The sequence below is a fragment of the Pelosinus sp. UFO1 genome (genome assembly GCF_000725345.1).
Taxonomy (GTDB): domain Bacteria; phylum Bacillota; class Negativicutes; order DSM-13327; family DSM-13327; genus Pelosinus.
This window is the reverse complement of the sequence record NZ_CP008852.1, coordinates 3,851,152-3,870,510: the sequence shown is the minus strand read 5'-3', so window position 1 is coordinate 3,870,510 and position 19,359 is coordinate 3,851,152. Positions and strand designations below refer to the sequence as shown.

At 40.2% G+C, this 19,359-nt stretch carries 15 protein-coding genes; 11 read left to right on the top strand and 4 right to left on the bottom strand.

Going from position 1 to position 19,359, the window contains the following annotated elements:
• The first annotated feature begins 4 nt into the window (after window positions 1-4).
• The 3 genes from gltB to UFO1_RS18330 all read left to right on the top strand — a co-directional run bounded on the left by gltB (window position 5) and on the right by UFO1_RS18330 (window position 7,268).
• Window positions 5-4,600 (top strand): glutamate synthase large subunit, encoded by a 4,596-nt coding sequence (gene gltB, locus UFO1_RS18340; RefSeq protein WP_038673236.1) that lies wholly within the window; start codon window positions 5-7, stop codon window positions 4,598-4,600.
• A 14-nt stretch (window positions 4,601-4,614) separates the two neighbouring features.
• A complete protein-coding gene (locus tag UFO1_RS18335) occupies window positions 4,615-6,099 on the top strand; it encodes a glutamate synthase subunit beta (RefSeq protein WP_038673234.1) in 1,485 nt (494 codons plus the stop codon).
• Between the two features lie 227 nt (window positions 6,100-6,326).
• Window positions 6,327-7,268 (top strand): methyltransferase, encoded by a 942-nt coding sequence (locus UFO1_RS18330; RefSeq protein ID WP_038673232.1) that lies wholly within the window; start codon window positions 6,327-6,329, stop codon window positions 7,266-7,268.
• A 133-nt stretch (window positions 7,269-7,401) separates the two neighbouring features.
• On the opposite strand, the gene UFO1_RS18325 is transcribed toward UFO1_RS18330, so the two are convergent.
• The 3 genes from UFO1_RS18325 to UFO1_RS18315 all read right to left on the bottom strand — a co-directional run bounded on the left by UFO1_RS18325 (window position 7,402) and on the right by UFO1_RS18315 (window position 11,045).
• Window positions 7,402-7,959 (bottom strand): carbohydrate binding domain-containing protein, encoded by a 558-nt coding sequence (locus tag UFO1_RS18325; protein WP_038673230.1) that lies wholly within the window; start codon window positions 7,957-7,959, stop codon window positions 7,402-7,404.
• Window positions 7,960-7,990: 31 nt separating this feature from the next.
• The gene (locus UFO1_RS18320) at window positions 7,991-9,868 is read right to left on the bottom strand and encodes a glycoside hydrolase family 9 protein (protein ID WP_051789005.1); all 1,878 of its coding nucleotides are present in this window, start codon (window positions 9,866-9,868) and stop codon (window positions 7,991-7,993) included.
• Window positions 9,869-10,535: 667 nt separating this feature from the next.
• Window positions 10,536-11,045 (bottom strand): flavin reductase family protein, encoded by a 510-nt coding sequence (locus tag UFO1_RS18315; RefSeq protein WP_038673227.1) that lies wholly within the window; start codon window positions 11,043-11,045, stop codon window positions 10,536-10,538.
• Window positions 11,046-11,367: 322 nt separating this feature from the next.
• On the opposite strand from UFO1_RS18315, the gene UFO1_RS18310 reads away from it, so the two are divergent.
• From UFO1_RS18310 to UFO1_RS18280, 7 genes are all read left to right on the top strand, one after another.
• Entirely contained in the window at window positions 11,368-12,201 is an 834-nt protein-coding gene (locus UFO1_RS18310; RefSeq protein WP_038673225.1) for a deoxyribonuclease IV, read from the top strand.
• 10 nt (window positions 12,202-12,211) lie between these two features.
• A complete protein-coding gene (locus UFO1_RS18305) occupies window positions 12,212-12,817 on the top strand; it encodes a DNA-3-methyladenine glycosylase (protein WP_038673223.1) in 606 nt (201 codons plus the stop codon).
• 76 nt (window positions 12,818-12,893) lie between these two features.
• Window positions 12,894-13,511: a TetR/AcrR family transcriptional regulator gene (locus tag UFO1_RS18300; RefSeq protein ID WP_038673221.1), complete on the top strand. Its 618-nt coding sequence runs from the start codon at window positions 12,894-12,896 to the stop codon at window positions 13,509-13,511.
• Window positions 13,512-13,712: 201 nt separating this feature from the next.
• Window positions 13,713-14,582 (top strand): SAM-dependent methyltransferase, encoded by an 870-nt coding sequence (locus UFO1_RS18295; RefSeq protein WP_038673219.1) that lies wholly within the window; start codon window positions 13,713-13,715, stop codon window positions 14,580-14,582.
• Window positions 14,583-14,748: 166 nt separating this feature from the next.
• Window positions 14,749-15,585 carry an MBL fold metallo-hydrolase gene (locus tag UFO1_RS18290; protein ID WP_038673217.1) on the top strand — a complete coding sequence of 279 codons (837 nt, stop codon included), beginning with the start codon at window positions 14,749-14,751 and terminating at the stop codon, window positions 15,583-15,585.
• A 272-nt stretch (window positions 15,586-15,857) separates the two neighbouring features.
• Window positions 15,858-16,502, top strand: coding sequence for a lactate utilization protein (locus UFO1_RS18285; protein WP_236639244.1), 645 nt, complete (start codon window positions 15,858-15,860; stop codon window positions 16,500-16,502).
• A gap of 139 nt (window positions 16,503-16,641) precedes the next feature.
• On the top strand, window positions 16,642-17,469 hold the full coding sequence (locus tag UFO1_RS18280; protein ID WP_038673215.1) for a DUF2935 domain-containing protein: 828 nt from the start codon (window positions 16,642-16,644) through the stop codon (window positions 17,467-17,469).
• A 167-nt stretch (window positions 17,470-17,636) separates the two neighbouring features.
• Here UFO1_RS18280 and UFO1_RS18275 read toward each other — a convergent pair whose 3' ends face one another.
• Window positions 17,637-18,344 carry a Crp/Fnr family transcriptional regulator gene (locus tag UFO1_RS18275; RefSeq protein WP_038673213.1) on the bottom strand — a complete coding sequence of 236 codons (708 nt, stop codon included), beginning with the start codon at window positions 18,342-18,344 and terminating at the stop codon, window positions 17,637-17,639.
• Window positions 18,345-18,559: 215 nt separating this feature from the next.
• Between UFO1_RS18275 and udp the strand changes: the two genes are divergently transcribed.
• Window positions 18,560-19,330: a uridine phosphorylase gene (gene udp / locus UFO1_RS18270; RefSeq protein ID WP_038673212.1), complete on the top strand. Its 771-nt coding sequence runs from the start codon at window positions 18,560-18,562 to the stop codon at window positions 19,328-19,330.
• The last annotated feature ends 29 nt before the right edge of the window (window positions 19,331-19,359 follow it).

Below are 19,359 nucleotides of genomic sequence, written 5' to 3'. Positions count from 1 at the left end.
AGACATGAAAAATTATAAAGTGCCACCTAAACAAGGGCTTTATGATCCGCAACTTGAACATGATTCCTGCGGTATGGGATTTGTAGTCAATATAAAAGGTGAAAAATCAAATGAAATACTCCGGCGTTCTTTAATCGGTCTTACTAATTTAAGCCACAGAGGTGGGGTTGGCAGTGAACCAGACACAGGAGATGGAGCGGGGATCCTCATACAAATTCCCCATGCCTTTATGAAGAAGGTTTGTAAAGATGAAATTGATTTACCTGAATGGGGCGAATATGGAATTGGCATGGTGTTTCTTCCCGTAGATACTGAGCAGCGAAGTTACTATGAAGCTTGTCTGGAAGATATCGTTAAAAGTGAAGGACAAGAGCTTTTAGGCTGGCGGGATGTTCCCACAGATTCTTCTAGCCTTGGCAAAACGGCAAAGGATTGTATGCCATGTATCCGGCAAGTGTTTATTGGCCGAGGCAATGAATTGAAGAGAGAACTTGATTTTGAAAGAAAATTGTTCGTTATTCGTAAAAGAGGAGAAAAGGTTGCCCAGGAGTCAAGTTCGATTATGGCTGAAAGTTTCTATATTTCCAGCCTCTCTAGCAGAACGATTGTATATAAAGGGATGCTGAAGGCCGAACAGCTTGCTCTTTTTTACCTAGATTTAAATGATCCATCTTGCGAGACGGCACTGGCACTCATTCATTCACGTTACAGCACCAATACCTTCCCCAGTTGGGAAAGAGCCCATCCTAACCGCTATATCATCCATAATGGTGAAATCAATACACTACGTGGCAATATCAATCAGATGCATGCCCGCGAAGCCCTATTTCAAACGGAAGTTTTCGGTGAAGATCTTAGTAAAGTGCTGCCAGTCATCAATCCTGATGGAAGTGATTCGGCTATGTTTGACAACTGTGTGGAGTTCTTGATGCTGTCAGGTATGTCTTTGCCTCATGTCATGATGATGATGATTCCAGAACCTTGGTCTAACCACGAAAGCATGGGGGATGAAAAAAAAGCATTCTATGAATTTCACAGCTGTTTAATGGAGGCGTGGGACGGTCCAGCTGCCATGGGATTTACTGATGGTGTGAGAATAGGCGCAGTTCTCGATAGAAATGGACTACGCCCATCAAGGTATTATGTTACTAGTGATGGTATGGTGGTACTAGCTTCTGAAGTTGGCGTTTTTGATATTCCCGATGAAAAAATTATAAAAAAAGATAGGTTGTATCCAGGGAGAATGTTGCTTATCGATACAAAGGAAGGCCGGATTGTTAATGACGAAGAGCTAAAACATAATATAGTATCTGCACATCCTTATCGTGAATGGCTTAATCGATACATAGTTCATTTGGATGATTTGCCTGATATCAGATCGGAAACGATGGAAGACAAAATAAAGCTTGTGCAAAAGCAAAAAGCATTTGGCTATTCCTATGAAGACTTACGTATGATTCTAGTGCCCATGGCCAAGGACGGGGTGGATCCAATTGGTGCTATGGGCAACGATATTCCTCTCTCTGTGCTGTCGGAAAGACCACAACTCCTATATGAATATTTTAAGCAATTGTTTGCTCAAGTTACGAATCCCCCCATTGATGCATTACGGGAGGCCATTGTGACGTCTACTGAAGTGCTGCTCGGTTCTGAACAGAATCTTTTAGCACAAAAGCCGTTAAGCTGCCGTCGAGTAAAACTCACTTCACCGATACTTGACAACCATGAATTAGAAAAACTGAAAAACATCAATATTTCAGGCTTCAAAGCAATTACTTTATCCACTTTATATCAAGTGTCTCAAGAGGATATGGGCCTCAAATTAGCTCTAAAAGCGCTGTTCGCAGCAGCAGTAAAGGCAGTGGAGGAAGGTGTTAACCTTCTTATTTTATCCGATCGTGGAATCAATAAAGAATATGCGGCTATGCCATCATTGCTTGCAGTAGCAGGTCTTCATCATCATCTGATTCGTGAAGGACTGCGAACGCAGGCAAGTATTATATTGGAATCTGGCGAACCTCGTGAGGTCCATCATTTTGCCTGCCTACTTGGTTATGGTGTATCGGCAATTAATCCGTATATGGTCTTTGAATCTATAACCCAATTGATAAAAGAAGGTTTTATGGCGGACATAGAGGTAGAAAAAGCGATATCCCAATATAGTAAAGCAAGCACAAAAGGAATCATTAAGATTTTATCAAAAATGGGCATATCAACAGTACAAAGTTATCAAGGGGCTCAGATTTTTGAAGCCGTCGGTCTTGGGCAAGTTTTTATCGATAAGTATTTTACACGGACAATCTCAAGAATTGGCGGTGTTGGCATCAAAGAAATTGCCCAAGGAATCAAAATGCGTCATGAAGCTGCCTTTGCCAGCAGTCCGCTCCAGGAAGAAGGGCTTGTTAGTGGTGGCAAGTATCAGTACCGGAGTCATGAGGAATATCATCTGTATAATCCTGAAACGATACACAAGCTTCAGCATGCTTGCCGGACGGGAAACTATGAGAGTTTTAAAGAGTATTCTAAGTTAATTAATGATAATAGCCAAAGGAAATGTACGTTAAGGGGCTTGATGGTATTTAAGCAAGGAGCATCACCTGTGCCTCTTAATGAAGTGGAAGGGATTGATTCAATCTGCAAGAAATTTAAGACTGGTGCTATGTCCTTTGGTTCCATTAGTAAGGAAGCTCATGAGACGGTGGCTATCGCTATGAACCGTATTGGTGGCAAAAGTAATACTGGTGAAGGAGGCGAAGACCCAGCCCGGTTTCACCGAGAGCCCAACGGAGATTTGAAATGTAGCGCGATCAAGCAGGTTGCCTCAGGCAGGTTTGGTGTAACCAGTGAGTATTTAGTTAATGCCGAGGAAATTCAGATCAAGATGGCGCAAGGAGCAAAACCAGGTGAGGGCGGGCAACTACCTGGCGGGAAAGTGTACCCATGGATCGCCAAGGTACGATATTCGACTCCAGGTGTTGGCTTAATATCTCCGCCACCACACCATGATATTTACTCCATTGAAGACCTTAAGGAATTGATCCATGATTTGAAAAATGTTAATCCTAGGGCACGTATTAGCGTAAAGCTAGTTTCTGAAGCAGGTGTTGGTACGATTGCCGCCGGTGTTGCCAAAGGATTGGCTGATGTCATTCTGATCAGTGGTTACGACGGAGGAACAGGGGCATCACCCCGGACAAGTATCCGCCATGCTGGACTCCCTTGGGAGCTTGGCCTAGCAGAAACACATCAGACCTTACTGATCAATAATCTGCGCAGCCGCGTTACTTTGGAGACAGATGGTAAGTTAATGACGGGGCGGGATGTAGCGATTGCTGCGCTACTCGGGGCTGAAGAATTTGGCTTTGCAACAGCTCCCTTAGTCGCCCTTGGGTGTGTTATGATGAGGGTTTGTCACTTGGATACCTGTCCTGTAGGTGTTGCTACGCAAAATCCAAAGCTAAGAGAAAAGTTTACTGGTGACTCGCAGCATGTAGTGAATTTCATGTTTTTCGTTGCCCAGGAGTTACGTGAAATCATGGCAATGCTTGGATTTAGAACGTTGAATGAAATGGTTGGACGTTCTGATCAGCTAGAAATGTCATCGGCTATAGAGCACTGGAAAGCCAAGTGCTTGGATTATTCAGCCATTCTTTACCAACCTCCAGTACCCAAAACAGTAGGCCGTTATTACCAGATACCACAAGATCATGGTCTTACTCAATCTCTTGATAATCGACTTTTATTAAAGCTGTGTGAACCAGCTCTCAAGGATGGAGAAAAAATTCAAGCAACCGTACCAATATGTAATACCGACCGTGTTGTAGGAACTATCTTAGGTAGTGAAATAACTAGGAGATATGGTTCGGTGGGGTTACCTGGTGATACGATTAAATTGAATTTTATCGGTTCTGCTGGGCAAAGCTTTGGTGCTTTTATACCCCAAGGCATGACCATGATATTAGAGGGGGATGCCAACGATTATATTGGTAAAGGTCTTTCCGGAGGAAAAATGATCGTATATCCGCCTAAGAACATAAATTTTATCCCGGAAGAAAACATCATCATTGGTAATGTAGCTTTCTACGGTGCTACTAGTGGAGAGGCTTATATAAACGGTGTGGCTGGAGAACGCTTCTGTGTTCGTAACAGCGGGATCCAAGCTGTCGTAGAAGCAGTTGGAGATCATGGGTGCGAATACATGACCGAAGGACGCGTTGTGATCCTTGGCTCAACAGGTCGAAATTTTGCAGCAGGTATGTCTGGAGGTATTGCATATGTATTCGACGAGTATGGTCGATTTAGTCATATGTGTAATAAAGAAATGGTGGAGCTTGCACTGATAGAAGATAGTGGGGAAAGAGCAGAAGTCAAGGGAATGATTCAAAACCATTTTATCTACACTGATAGTAACCGGGCTAAAAAAGTACTGGAAGAGTGGGAATTTGTATGGCATAAATTTGTCAAGGTAATCCCGAAAGACTACAAACGTATGTTAGAAGCCATTGAGGAGGCTCATACCGAAGGATTAGCAGGCGATGAAGCGCTAATGGCTGCCTTTCAAAAAAATCACCGCGACTTTGCCCGCATCGGCGGAAATTGACGGGAGGATGGAAAATGGCAAAGCCGACAGGTTTTATGGAATACACCAGAGAAGTTGCCAAGGAGCGGTCCCCCCGAGAAAGGGTTCTAGATTGGAATGAGCTGCATAATAGTTTAAATGAAGAGAAACAGCGTATACAAGCTGCTCGCTGTATGGACTGCGGAACCCCCTTTTGTCATTCTGGTGTGATGATTAGCGGGGCGGCGTCAGGATGTCCGATCAATAATCTGATTCCTGAGTGGAACGAATTAATCTATAAGGGTTTATGGGAAAAAGCCTTGCAACGTCTTTTAAAGACCAATAACTTTCCAGAGTTTACGGGGAGAGTTTGCCCAGCGCCTTGCGAGGGTTCCTGCACATTAGGTATTAACGAACCTATGGTTACCATCAAGGCCAATGAATGTTCTATTATTGACTATGCATATGTGCAAGGATGGATGAAACCTCATCCTCCTACTACTAGAACAGGGAAAAAGGTGGCAGTGGTTGGTTCTGGTCCTTCAGGGCTTGCTTGTGCGGATCAGCTCAATCAGGTGGGACACTGGGTAACTGTACTGGAACGTTCTGACCGAATTGGCGGACTATTGATGTACGGGATACCAAATATGAAACTGGACAAAAAAAATGTGCAACGCCGTATTGATCTTATGGCGGAAGAAGGAATCCTTTTTAGAACAAACATAGAAGTAGGAAAATCAATTCCTGCCGAAGAGTTATTGACTGATTTTGATGCTGTTGTGTTGTGCATAGGAGCAACTAAGCCAAGAGACCTTATGGCAAGTGGGCGTGAAAATAGCGGGGTTTATTTTGCCGTGGATTTTCTTCGCGCCAATACAAAAAGTCTGCTGGACTCAAGTATGAAGGTGATTGGAATCCCGTCAGCCAAGGGTAAGGACGTTATCATTATCGGGGGCGGTGACACAGGTACTGATTGTGTTGCTACCGCCATACGCCAAGGCTGCACAAGTGTGGTACAGTTTGAAATACTTCCAAAACCTCCGCTTTCAAGAGAGCCTAACAATCCTTGGCCAGAGTGGCCAAAGGTCTTTAAGACAGATTATGGGCAAGAAGAAGCACAGGCGTTATTTGGATCCGATCCGCGGGAATTTTCTATTATGACAAAGAAAATCATCGGCGATGAAACTGGACACGTAAAATCCTTGAAGACGATACAGGTGGAATGGAGAAAAGATGATTTAGGAAAGTTTGTGCCTCTAGAGGTGCAAGGTTCGGAGAAAGAGTGGCCTGCTCAGTTGCTGCTGATTGCCATGGGATTTTTAGGACCGGAAGAGGACATTCTCAAAAAGCTTGGTGTGGAACAAGACATACGCAGCAATGTAAAAACTCATAATGGTAGCTTTGCCACAAATATTAAGGGAGTGTTCTGCGCTGGTGATGCCAGACGGGGGCAAAGTCTCGTTGTATGGGCGATTGATGAAGGGCGCAGAGCAGCTAAGGACTGTGATGAATATCTCATGGGATATACCAACTTGCCCTAGGTACAAAATCAAAGTAAATAGAACGATAATTTTTGAATGAGAAAAAGGGATTGTGACGAAACTAAAGTTTCAACACAATCCCTTCTTCTGCTTTCGCCCTAGAAGATTTCACCAATAATATCTTCCATATAAAAGGCTAGCCTTAAAATGACAAAAATTGCAAAAGCGGAAATATAAGATAAGAAAAAAGAGTAAAAAATATACTATAAATGTAAGGAGGAAGTTGTATGCCAAATCTAAAAAATCCTATGGCCCCTCAAGAATTACTGGTGGCAGGGGCAGCCTTAAAAGTGGGGATCTTCGATGCCTTACGGGATAAGCCTACTAGTCTGGAGGACTTGGCTAGTAACCTATCCATGGATCGCCGAGCTCTTTGGACAGTGATGGAAGCACTTATTTCGCTAGGCTACGTTAATCGCAATGGTGAAACTTTAAAAGTGACACCAGAAACGAATGATTTATTTTTTAATGAAGACAGTGAAAACTATCTGGGTAACTCTTTGATTCACACTTTTAATGTTATTAAGGCCTGGACCCATCTACCTGAGATCTTAAAGTCGGGTCAACCATACAAATATGAACGTGACCAGCAAGATATTAAGGGTTTTATGAGTGCAATGAAGAAAACAGCTAAGGAAATCGCTCAGCAATTAGTAACTATTTCTCTGGATGGCTTGCCAGAAAAAGCGAGGGTTCTTGATTTAGGCGGAGGTCCTCTGAATTATGCTAGGCCATTCGCTGATGCTGGAGCTGAAGTTACAGTTCAAGATATACCAGAAGTTTGCGCCATAATGGAACCAACTTTACTACCTGGGGAAAAGATTAATTTTGTGCCAGGTGATTTTACTGAGGAAGTTTTTCCAGGACAGTTTGATCTGGTTTTTCTGGGTAACATTTGCCATATCTACGGAGAAGAAGAAAACATTCTCCTGTTTAAGAGAGTGCATGATTCCTTGCAGAAGGGGGGACGTATAGCCATTTTAGATTTTGTTAGGGGAATCAGTCCAAGAGCGGAACTCTTTGGCGTAAATATGCTGGCGAACACCAAGACAGGCGGTACTTGGACTTTGGATCAATATACCAACTGGCTGAAAGCAGCAGGATTTTCTCAGGTAAAAATGCATGATATTGACGGCAGACAAATTATAACCGCCACAAGAGGAGCCTAAAAGAAGGAATTTGATAATTTCTGCTCTGGTGTAAATGTCTGAAATCAGCTGGTAATTATTAAAGTCCCATACTTGAAAGATGGTATTACCTTGTAACGGTAATACCATCTTTCAGTCAATTAATTCAATTGCCTTATTTATAAAGTCTCATTTCTGAAAAGATGATGGTTCCTTTTCCTTCAAGGGGTGAGATATTTAAAGTTTTTACAGGAACCAAGGAAAACGGTTGGTCGGGATCTACACCCGCGGGTTGATAGTCTGTTCTAGTTTTGAAGCTGCTAAACGGGATGGCAACGAGCTTTCCTTTAGTTGAGTCATCGATAAATATGGCTTCATAAGACACCCCATTAGCATCATATAGTTCCAATCTAATTTTAGCTTTTGTTCCGCCTGCTACCTTAAACTGTAAACCGGTGAAAGCAGACCAATCTTCTTGGAACTGATCACAGGTCGCACCAAGCCAGCCTTTTGGCTGCAACAAATACTTTATTGTTAATGCACCATCGGCACCAACTGTTTGTGTTATTGTAGATGCACCGTCGTTAAATGGTTTTTGCTTAGCGAAATAATTAATATAGTTGTTGTCCGCACTGCCTTGGCCTTTTACCTCAAATTTTTCAGCAGCAAGGGCAGTAGTGAAAAGACCAACCACAAACAAGAACACTAACGTTATTACCAAAGATTTTTTCATTTTAATCCCCCTAAAATTTATGTTTTTAATTTTAGCGCGTGCGCGCAGCTGGAACTTTAATATCTTCTGGCGTCAAATTGTCATTTGGCGTGGAAAAATAGGCTAGCAGATACACGATAGCTGCTGTAAAATCAATGGCATTTTCATTCGTAGAATAGGATTCACTCACATCAATATAAGTTTTTGCGGGAGGGACGTTGCCCTTTGCAAGCAATTGAGCTTGCACTGGATCACCACCTGGCCAGCTATTGGGTCCGCCAGTTAGCCAACCTGGAATGTAAATTCCAGTACTTACCCGTATTCGATTGTGTACGTTTTGTGTAGGATTGGTGCCAGAACCAGTCAAATAACAAACTCCGTTAGTATTTCTGCCTAAGGCATAATGTACTTGGTCTAGGGCAGCATTTAAATAGGATTTTTTTGGATCAAGTTGATAAGCTAAGACCAGCATATTAGCTTTGCTCATGGCTACTTTATTAGATGCCCAAGTATATTCATTTTTGCCGAGTGAACAACTGTAACCATCGGCTTCAATTTGTTTTAATGTACTATCGGCATAGCTAAGAAACGCTTGTTTAACTTGTATTTTTAGACTTTCGTCTGCATCAGGATTGGTCACATATGCCCATTGTCCTAAGGCTAATGAATTTGTCCAGCTAAAGGCTTTCGGTTTAATAACAATTACCTTGGAAAAGTTATTCTTTAAATATTCTTCGTATTGCTTATCGCCCGTAGTCTTAAATAATTCAGCGGCGAGCCAAATACGCTCTTCTATATCGCCTGTTAGAGTAAGGTTAGGATACCCTGCTTTTACGGCTGCAAGCCATAAATGATGTTCATTTTCAACTGTTTTTTCGTATGGTCCCGAACCACTATTCTGACCAGGATCAGAACGGAACATAGGCTCAGGATGATTGCTTAAAAAAGCAAATGCTTTTTTGGAAGCATCTAAGAGCTTGGCGGCATATTGAGGATCATATTTTTGATAGATTCGGGATGCCATAGCATTAGTCGCGCCAAACAGAGCTGTATTATATGTTGCAAGCCCATAGACATACTGAGGATATTTTTCATCTTCCGGTCTAGTGTTTAAATCCGACCAATAAGATCCAGACGTTTTAAGGTAAACAGCGCCATCATGACGCTGCATTTTAAGCAGCCAATCCAGTTCACACTTCATTTCTACTAATACGTCAGGCATATCAGGAGCTGCTTCATCTACGGCAATCCCCTCGGGGAAGAACATCTGTCCTTTTTTAAATTTTTCTGGTTGGGCTTCATAAGCCAATAAAATATTGGCAACAGTAATTCCGCCTGTTGGTACATATTTGCCATAATCACCGGCATCATACCAACCTCCAGTAACATCCACAACGTCACCTTTGGTGCTAATACCATCAGAGAAGAATACTTTAGCAACTGTTGCTTTCTCGTGATCCATGGCATGCTTTAGACCGGTGATAGGATCATTCATTGCAATATTACTCCGTGCTAACGTATAAGTACGCAGTGTATGAACCAGTGGTATGTAATAGATATTATCATTAATTTCAAACTTATAAGAACTGCCTATTCCAGTCACTTTCACTACATAGGTGCCAGGCGTGGTTACTGCTGAAAAATCGGCTTTCCTTACCACATCCCCAGAGGAGATGTCCTTTCGTGGGGCGGATAAAACACCTTTATAAACAATCTCATTCGTATCTGCATTAATGATTTGAAACTCATTGCTGCTCTTAGTTGCTATAACAATGGCAACTTTAGGGTAATCTGGCAAATAGCCTACTTGGTCTACATGAATTTTACCATCTGTAGCGTTACTAGTATCAGCAAATACAGGACATGCTGTGAGTAACACAAAAAGAGTAAAGGTAGCAAAGCCTAACATTTTATAAAAAAAATTTTTCATCCATCTTTTCCCCCATGCTGCATTTCATTCGCAAAAACCTTTTGCAAACTGTAGTATTCCTAACCGCTCCATAGCAACATCAACATTATTGTTCACCACCTCCGGTAGCAGAAGTTTCTGCTACCGCAAATTTTCGCCAAAATTGTTTTCTTCTCTAGAATGCAATTGCCATGCCATTAACTTACAAGCCAGTTACCCACCCCAAAAGCTAGTTTGCGCTGATAATTTCGCTATTTGCATAAAAAACTGCACCAATACACATTTCATTAAGAATCGATACACGATCCGAAAGAGAGAAATCTACATCGCCGAAACTAGTGGAAGAGCCTGCAATGTTTGCCAGATCTGATAGGATTTTGCGAGATTGAAGAGAAAAAGGATGTTTTAATGATGATGGTAATGATAGTAAGCTCCTAGATATACTTGGCGTAATAAGGGAGTAAGGATACAGTGTCAATGAATGTAGGATATACATTCGCGATTAAGATACATAAGATACGTTTTCATAGCAGTCGTGTGTAGACGATGCTGAGTATTTTAAGTCTAAAGGAATAAATTGCAATGCTTCATCGAGATAAAAGAACAACAAAAGACTCAAGAAGCAGCGAATTACTGCAACTTGAGTCTTAAAATTATCCCTAGGTAATTTTGTTGTTTTCCTCCGTGGTTACCTTCTAACAAGAATTTTGGTAACTTCTGCAATATATAAGGTATGATGATCAACATCAGGATACCATTGTTCGTTAAGTTCTTGGGCCACGAAGCACTCAGGTTTATACTCTTGCGCATACAGTTTTTTGCAAAGAATGGCTATATTTGCTTCTTCAAAATATGGAATAGTATCGGTGTGAAGAACGGTTAGATTGGATTTTTCAATTTTGTCTTCATCTCTACCAGATTTTGTTCCAAGATAACTTAATGTTTTTCTAAAACTTTCATCAAAAAAAGTGAGTGAAAATGTGTCTGATGTATCTATGAATTCTTTCGTGTAGCGTTGGGGACGGATCACAATATAGGCGACATTTTTTGCCCACATTACACCAAATCCCCCCCAAGATGCAGTCATGGTGTTCAATTTGCCTTCCTTCTCAGCAGTAATGAGCATCCAGTCCTTACCTATCAATTTAAATGGGCTATGATCAAATTCTTCGGGCTTAATTTCACTAAATGTAGTCATAGAAATCTCCTTTCGTTTTAATTTGACTTTCAGTCTATTGATATGTATATATAATAATATAAATATATAAGGAAATGTAGTATGCACTTTTTGGTGCGATACTATCCATAAGGGTATCAAATTTACAGAATTGAAAAGTGATATTCCAAAAGACAAACAGATACTGCTAATGTAAAATAGCTTGTAATAGATTTGTCCCACAACGTAAAAGATAGTTACGATTTATCAGCGTTATAAATCCCGTTTTAAAATTGGGTTGGATGCAAGCCGTACGTATTACGCAACAAATATAGTTTAGATTATAGAGGTTAGGAGGAAGTATATGTTAAATATTGGCTGCCATTTATCCGTATCGAAGGGTTATAGGCATATGGGGAAAGAGGCTCTTTCGATTGGGGCGAATACGTTTCAATTTTTTACTCGTAATCCACGGGGCAGTAAGGCAAAGAAAATAGATGAACAAGACGTGGCATCACTGCTACAGTTGTTAAAAGAAAATAAGTTTGCAACGCTTTTGGCACATGCGCCGTATACACTGAACGCCTGCTCTGCTGATCCGGGTTTGCGGGAATTCGCCGGAAAGGTTTTTGCAGAGGATCTCGCTAATTTGGAATATTTACCGGGAAATTTCTACAATTTTCATCCGGGAAGTCATGTGGGACAAGGGGTGGAAGTTGGCATCAATTTCATAGCCGATATGCTCAATGAAATTCTGCGCCCAGAGCAAAATACAAGAGTGTTGCTTGAAACAATGGCAGGTAAGGGCAGCGAAGTTGGCCGCAGCTTTGAAGAGCTCCGTGCTATTCTTGATAAGGTAGAGTTGAGTGAGAAAATGGGTGTATGCCTTGATACCTGCCATGTGTTTGACGCAGGATATGACATCGTGAACAACCTTGATGGTGTGCTTGAACAGTTTGACCAAGTAATTGGTCTTGATAAGCTTTATGCCATTCATCTCAATGACAGTCTAAACCAACTGGAAAGCCACAAAGACCGCCATGCCTGTATTGGGACAGGTAACATTGGTTTAGAACCAATTGTTCGTATCATTAATCATCCTCAACTGTGCAATTTGCCCTTCTTCTTAGAAACGCCTAATGAGCTTCCTGGTTATGCCGCAGAAATAAAGCTACTAAGAGAAGCTTATCAAGAATAAGGAGAAGAAAATGGAGATTTTTCAGTATGGGCAAAGGGAAATTGAGTACTTAAAAAAGAAAGATAAAAAACTAGCAGAAGCAATTGATCGTATTGGATTTATCACACGCGAAGTGATTCCGGATTTATTTGCTGCACTTGTCAACAGTATTGTTGGCCAGCAGATATCTATGAAAGCTGCCGATACTGTGTGGGCGCGTATGCAGGAGCGTTTCTCTGAAATTACACCGGAAAGTATTGCCTTAAAAACAACGGAAGAAGTACAGCAATGTGGTATGACCATGAAAAAGGCGATTTATATCAAAAATATTGCCGATGCCGTACTCAGCGGTGAGTTTAAAATCACGGAACTTTACGAATTGCCGGATGATGAAGTATGCAAACGGCTGTCCGCTCTCAACGGTATCGGAGTGTGGACAGCACAAATGCTGATGACGTTTTGTTTGCAACGTCCGAATATTGTAAGTTGGGATGACCTTGCGATTCGGCGTGGCATGATGATGCTTTACCACCACAGGAAGCTTGATAAGGTAATGTTTGAGAAATATAGAAGGCGTTATTCACCTTATGGAACCGTTGCAGCACTCTACCTTTGGGAAATCTCAGTTGGGAAGTAATATCTTACTAAGATTGACTTTCTCCATGCTGTGAAATACAATTTACCTAACAGCTGGTCGTTATGGAGGATAAATTGTGAGTAGTAAAACTAGAGATAAAATAATAAAAGTTGCACTGACCCTATTTGCTAATGATGGATATGATGCAACCAGTATGGAGAAAATTGCGACCGGAGTAGGGATTAAGAAATCATCTATATATACATTTATAGCTAGTAAAGAAGCACTCTTTTGGGAAATTTATCAAGATGTTGAGGCGTCCTATCATAACTATATGGCGCAGTTGCTGGTAGATTCAGCAAGTATGGCACCCGATAAAAGGCTGTATTATCTCTTTAAACATTATTTACTTGGTAATCAGAATGTTTCTAGAGAAGAGGATATAGCGGAGAGAACTTTTTGGATTCGTATTATGTTTTTTCCTCCAGCAGTGATCAAAGAGAGGTTGCTCAGTACAGCGTTACAACATGAGAGGGAACTTGGTGAGAAGTATCAAGAAATAATCAGAGAGGGTATTCGTCAAGGAGTATTTCGGAAAGCCCCGGTGGAAGAAATCTTGCTCTCTTACTATAGTCTAAGGCAAGGGCTGTATGCTCTTATGAGTGTGTATATGACGGATATGCCGCAAAAGCAAAAGCTTGAGCAAATTGAAACGGTTTGGAATAATTATTGGCACGGAATAAAAGTAAGATAGTAGGGAATTGTAAGGCAAGTTGTAAAAGGATTTCGGTAATTATCGGAGTCCTTTTATTGCGCTTAGGGAGCACTACATAGGGGAAATTATGGAGTTGGTAAAAAAACTCAGTGGACTTGACTTTTAATTTTGTATCAAGTAATATTTAGCTAACGAACGGTCGTTAAATCGAATATCTACTGAAATGCAAAGGAGAAAATCATGAGTAAACCAATTAAAACAAAAGTATCCATAACTGCACAGGGAACTTGCCTGATGCGGGCTATTTCTTACTATGAAAAAGATCCATGTTACAAAAGTGAAGATTTCATCGCTTCAGCCATTCTACCATCATTTCTTACGACAACGGCCAAATGCAATTTTTCACGAGCTATTTTAAAGAAAGTATTTTTTAAAGTTCCTGGTATTTATGAGTATGTCATTTCAAGGACCCACTTTATTGATGCGATATTTAAAAATGAGTTAAGCGGCGTAGAACAAGTATTAATATTTGGAGCCGGATTTGATTCGCGGGCTATACGATTTGAAAAAGAATTGAAAAATAGTAAAGTATTTGAAATTGATGCGTCGCCCACCCAGCAGGCAAAAAGAACTACATTTGCGGAAAGAAACATGGAATTTCCAACAAATCTGAAGTTTGTTTCACTAGATCTTACCCAGGAAATGTTATTGGAAAAATTAGAGGAAGCGGGATTTGAAAAAAATCGCAAATGTCTTTTTTTATTAGAAGGGCTGACATACTATCTTCCTCAAGATACGATTGTTAGTATGTTTAATTTCATAAGCAGCTATGCTGCAAAAGGAAGCCAACTAATTTTTGATTATGCCTTTACTTCAACGCTTAATCAAGAGAGTAATTCCGCCAATACGAAAAAACATTACCAAACTCTTGTCAAAGCAGGTGAAAAGCCTGGGTTTGTACTTGCGGGAGAGATAAGGGATTTTTTAGAAAAATATAGTTTTGAAGTAATGGAAGAATTAGATTCGGTTAAATTAGCAAAAAAATATTTTAATACTAATGATTTTCAACCAGCTGCGCAAAAATTCAAACTTGTCAGGGCAGTCAAATAGAATTTCTAAGAAGGTGCTTAGACAATATTAATATGCAAAAGGTCGTTTATCGGCATAACTAGTACTCTATATAATAGAGATAAATATGGAATAATCAGGTAAAATAGTATATATTGAAATATATAATTATAATTGCTGGCAGTAAGGGATAACAATAGGAGGAAAGATGAAACTAACAGTTTTAGTCGATAATAATACTATAATTGATAGATATTTTCATGGTGAACCAGGAGTATCTTATTTCATCGAGTGCGATGGCAGAAAATACTTGTTTGATACTGGATATTCCGACATATTTTTGAGGAATGCCATTAAAATGGGTATTAACTTATTAGGGTTGGATGCTGTAGTTATTTCACACGGTCACAATGACCATACTTGGGGACTTGGTGAGTTAGTTAAACTATACACGGAGGCTGCATGTGAAGGGCATGAGTGCAAAAAAACTATGATAATCGCTCATCCAGATGCTTTTTTAGATAAAAATATTGATGGGCTTGATATAGGGTCAATGATGTCTGTAAACCAACTTAAAAAATCATTTTCATTAAAACTAAGTAAAGAGCCTGTGTGGCTCACCAATAAACTTATGTTTTTAGGGGAAATCGAAAGAAATAATTCTTTTGAAGCTAAAGTTCCCATTGGCAAAACCCTAAGGAATAATACATTGGAAGATGATTATGTGCTTGATGATTCTGCTCTGGTGTATACATCGGAAAAGGGTTTGGTAATCATAACGGGATGCTCCCATGCTGGAGTTTGTAATATTATTGAATATGCTAAAAAGGTGTGTAATGAGGAAAGAGTATATGATGTTATTGGCGGATTTCACCTGCTGAATCCCTCCCAACATAAATTAGAGAATACCGTTGAATATCTTAAAAAATGTCAAACTGCTACTATCCATGCCTGCCATTGCACCGATTTACGTTCAAAAATATGTTTAGCCCAGGCGATGAATATTGAAGATGTTGGTGTAGGGCTAGAATTGGACTATAGGTGAGGGGGAAGCACAGGGCGGCTCCTGTGAGTGCAACATAATGCAACTAAAATAAGATGAAAAACTACTTACAATGTTGAAACGTAAGTAGTTTTATTGTTTTTCTATTGCGTGCTAGTTCATAGGAAAATGCCAAGCCGCAAAATTTCACATAGGTATTATAAAGTATACTAAGACACGTTTAGGGTATTATGTATAGAAATTGTACGTACTTCCATGTCTTTCTTGGCAAGTGTATAATAATTGCAGATTAAAAAATCTAAGGAGGAGTAAATATGAATATGGAAATACACAATTGGCATAAGGAAACACTTGGTGAGAAGGTAGTAGAGGCTTTCAAAAAAAATGATTTCAACGCAGTATACTTTCCAACTGCTGAGGAGGCAGCTGCTTTTATTATGGAGCACGTAAAACCTGAAACTAAAGTGGGTTTTGGTGGGTCTATGACAATAAATAATATGGGGATTCAAGATAAGGTCGAGGCTGCTGGTGGTACGGTTTTGGATCATGGAGCGCCGGGCCTTACCTTGGAAGAAAAAATATCGATTGCAAGAAAAGAAATGTTAAGTGACTTATATTTATGTAGTAGCAATGCAATTACGTTAGATGGCATGCTTGTTAATATAGATGGCATGGGAAATAGGGTAGCAGCAATGACTTTTGGCCCTAAAAAGGTAATCGTAGTAGCTGGCATTAATAAAATATGCAAAGATGAAAAAGCTGCCTTTGAAAGATTAGAAGGCATCGCAGCACCGATGAATAATAAAAGATTGGGCATTCCAAATCCATGCACGAAAACAGGTACCTGTATGAATTGTCAATCTAAAAGCAGAATATGCAGGGCATATTCCGTATTAAGAAAAAAACCAATGGTGACAGATATAACTGTAGTAGTTATTGGAGAAAATGTGGGATACTAGTTTTGCCTAATGAACTAGATGTAATAAAAAATGGGTGTCGAAGGTTTATTAAAGCAAATACTAGAAGTCATAATTTTGGTTCAATATAGCCCTTTATTGCATATTGTACAATAAATATGTAATAAAAGGAGCATATAGTATGGACATATTTTGTCGGGACGTAAAACCCTATGAGTGTCTAAATTTAAGACGGGTTCAGTTTTGGCTTAGAATTATGAAAGAGCATGCATTATTCATGAAGCTTGGATTTGCATGTTCCAACGTTGAGCTTATCCGCCAAGCTGAAGAGTTTTATAATGTTTTCGAAGACCTGGAAAAAAAGTCATGTATGATAAAGTGTGACGAAGAATTCATGGATTTCGTCTGTCGGATTACGGTTGCAGTTAAGAATATTTTCGCTTTTAAACGTCATGTTTTACATTTAATTATCGAATGTGAAATTGGCGGATCTAATTATCCCCTCTTAATCGATCATATTTCCCGTGAGGCTATGTATTTTCTAAAGCTTCTTGAAAAGATTAAGGATGGAGATATGAAATGCCCTGTTGACTCAATCGTGAGTGATAATGTTTTTTGGCTCAGACATATGGCGGATCATGCTAGATTTATTGCTGGGCTACTCGATCCGTCTGAGCGAGGTTTTGTTGAGCAAGCGAATGATTTTGCGGTCAAGTTTGAGCAGCTACAGCTGCAAGCGCGTGACCTTGATAGTATGTTATGGCACTTCCGCCCTAATAATGATCTTGTTCGGTTTGAGATGGATGCAACGAACGCAACGGTACAAATTCGTGATTTTAAAAAGGCAGCGCGTGATTTAATTTCATGTTGTAAAGTAGTCTCCTTGATTCCACCGTTACTAGCAGATCATGTTCTCAGGGAAGCGGAATACTTTTTAGAAATTCTTGACCTAATTAGAGAAGATCTTCAAGATATGAAAGAGCAGCCAATCGTTACATGTGATTATTAAACTCTTATGCGAAGGTAACTCGCCGGGACAATTCCAATACCGAACAACTGCAACCATTATAAAATTTAATATATCAACAACTCCTGCAAAGTAACTTCGCAGGAGTTTATTATTTATATAAAACTATAATAGAAATATGGATCTTTCAAAGAAAATTTATAAATTTCTTAGTTACTTTGTCTTATATTCAGAGCAGTTAGTTTTTCATATTGTTCTTTATTTACGACAATTTTGTTGCGTTCCAAAGTGAGGTACCCTTTTTGTGATAGCCGCTTGACGCATCGATTGACGGTTTTGGTACAAAAACCGATTTCATCAGCAATTTGCTGACGGGTTGATTTCAAAAAAAGTGTGGAATCAACGCTGCGCTTTTGGTAACAAGCAATCAAATGCAAAACAAAGCGGTCAATGGCATCCAAAAATAAAAAGTTGCGGTCAGTTTTAATTTGAGAGAAAAGTTTTTTTGTAACCAATTGACAAAGCGTAAATGAGGCATCAGGACTTTGCCGCATCCAGTCTAGAAATGTTTCCTTAGACATACGAATGGTCTTGCAAGTAGTTTGGGCTTTTATCGTAACGGCGTAGTGAGAATCACCCGTGATGGCCTCCATCTCACCGATAATATCGAAGGCAGTAAACTCTGTAAAGGAATAGTTGATGCCAGAAGAATATTCAGCTAGAGCTTCCATACGTCCGCTCAGTACTAGATAGACATAGTCACTAGGATCATTCGCTTTCACAAGAATAGAATCTTTTCGTAGTGTCACCCGAGACGCGGCATTGCGTATTGCCTCAGGCATATGCTGTAGCATCTGTCTGACTGGGGCGGAGAGGGTTAATTCATTGAATGAAGTAACATCGTATATTCCAAGCATTTGTATACCTCCTTTAGGATAAGCAAGATACTTATTTCTTTTCAACAAAAATAGACAGGTGTCCTATCTTTTCAGTTCAATTAATAATAAAATCTTAATAAAATATAACTTAGTTGGAAATAAATGTATTGGAGGTGTATGCAAAAGAGGTATCCTTTGCATAGGACCAAACAGTTTAATTGGTAGTTGCTGAAATAATTAAGGAGGCTTTATATATGAGTGAACTATATCATATTGGTTTAACTCCAGAACAAGGGGCTCAATATGCCATACTTCCCGGTGATCCGGGCCGTGTAGAAAAAATTGCCCAGTTACTGGAGAATCCCGTATTTGTAAAATCCAACCGAGAATATAAAACCTATGCTGGGACTTTGCAGGGGGAGCGCGTGCTGGTGACTTCGACTGGAATCGGTGGTCCTTCCACTGCTATTGCCGTAGAGGAATTATATATGGCAGGAGTTAGGACTTTTATCCGAATTGGTACATGTGGCGGTATGCAGCAAGACGTTATGAGCGGGGATATCGTAATTGCAACTGCAGCGGTTCGCATGGAGGGGACTTCAAAAGAATATGCACCAATTGAGTACCCAGCGGTTGCTGATTTCGATACTGCCTGTACGCTAGTGAATGCAGCAAAGCAGTTAGGAAATCGCTTTCATACAGGCGTAGTCCAGTGCAAAGACTCATTTTATGGACAGCACAGTCCTAGTCGAATGCCGATCGGTGAAGAGTTACTCTACAAGTGGAATGCTTGGATTAAATCGGGCTGTCTAGCTTCTGAAATGGAGTCAGCGGCGCTGTATACAGTAGCCAGTGTGCTACGAGCGCGGGCAGGCTGCGTATTATCGGTAGTTTGGAATCAGGAGCGTGAGAAAGCGGGATTATCTAATCAAACTGTTCACGATACAACGGCGGCGATCGCCGTCGCAGTAGAGGCTGTACGTTTGTTGATTATCCAAGATCAGAAAATGAAGGAAGGGCGCTAAGATAAAGAAGACTTGATTTAGATGGAGTT

Coding starts and splice junctions, on each gene's coding strand:
- gltB (WP_038673236.1), top strand. CDS start 5: ATGAAAAATTATAAAGTGCCACCTAAACAAGGGCTTTATGATCCGCAA.
- UFO1_RS18335 (WP_038673234.1), top strand. CDS start 4,615: ATGGCAAAGCCGACAGGTTTTATGGAATACACCAGAGAAGTTGCCAAG.
- UFO1_RS18330 (WP_038673232.1), top strand. CDS start 6,327: ATGCCAAATCTAAAAAATCCTATGGCCCCTCAAGAATTACTGGTGGCA.
- UFO1_RS18325 (WP_038673230.1), bottom strand. CDS start 7,959: ATGAAAAAATCTTTGGTAATAACGTTAGTGTTCTTGTTTGTGGTTGGT.
- UFO1_RS18320 (WP_051789005.1), bottom strand. CDS start 9,868: ATGAAAAATTTTTTTTATAAAATGTTAGGCTTTGCTACCTTTACTCTT.
- UFO1_RS18315 (WP_038673227.1), bottom strand. CDS start 11,045: ATGACTACATTTAGTGAAATTAAGCCCGAAGAATTTGATCATAGCCCA.
- UFO1_RS18310 (WP_038673225.1), top strand. CDS start 11,368: ATGTTAAATATTGGCTGCCATTTATCCGTATCGAAGGGTTATAGGCAT.
- UFO1_RS18305 (WP_038673223.1), top strand. CDS start 12,212: ATGGAGATTTTTCAGTATGGGCAAAGGGAAATTGAGTACTTAAAAAAG.
- UFO1_RS18295 (WP_038673219.1), top strand. CDS start 13,713: ATGAGTAAACCAATTAAAACAAAAGTATCCATAACTGCACAGGGAACT.
- UFO1_RS18290 (WP_038673217.1), top strand. CDS start 14,749: ATGAAACTAACAGTTTTAGTCGATAATAATACTATAATTGATAGATAT.
- UFO1_RS18285 (WP_236639244.1), top strand. CDS start 15,858: ATGAATATGGAAATACACAATTGGCATAAGGAAACACTTGGTGAGAAG.
- UFO1_RS18280 (WP_038673215.1), top strand. CDS start 16,642: ATGGACATATTTTGTCGGGACGTAAAACCCTATGAGTGTCTAAATTTA.
- UFO1_RS18275 (WP_038673213.1), bottom strand. CDS start 18,344: ATGCTTGGAATATACGATGTTACTTCATTCAATGAATTAACCCTCTCC.
- udp (WP_038673212.1), top strand. CDS start 18,560: ATGAGTGAACTATATCATATTGGTTTAACTCCAGAACAAGGGGCTCAA.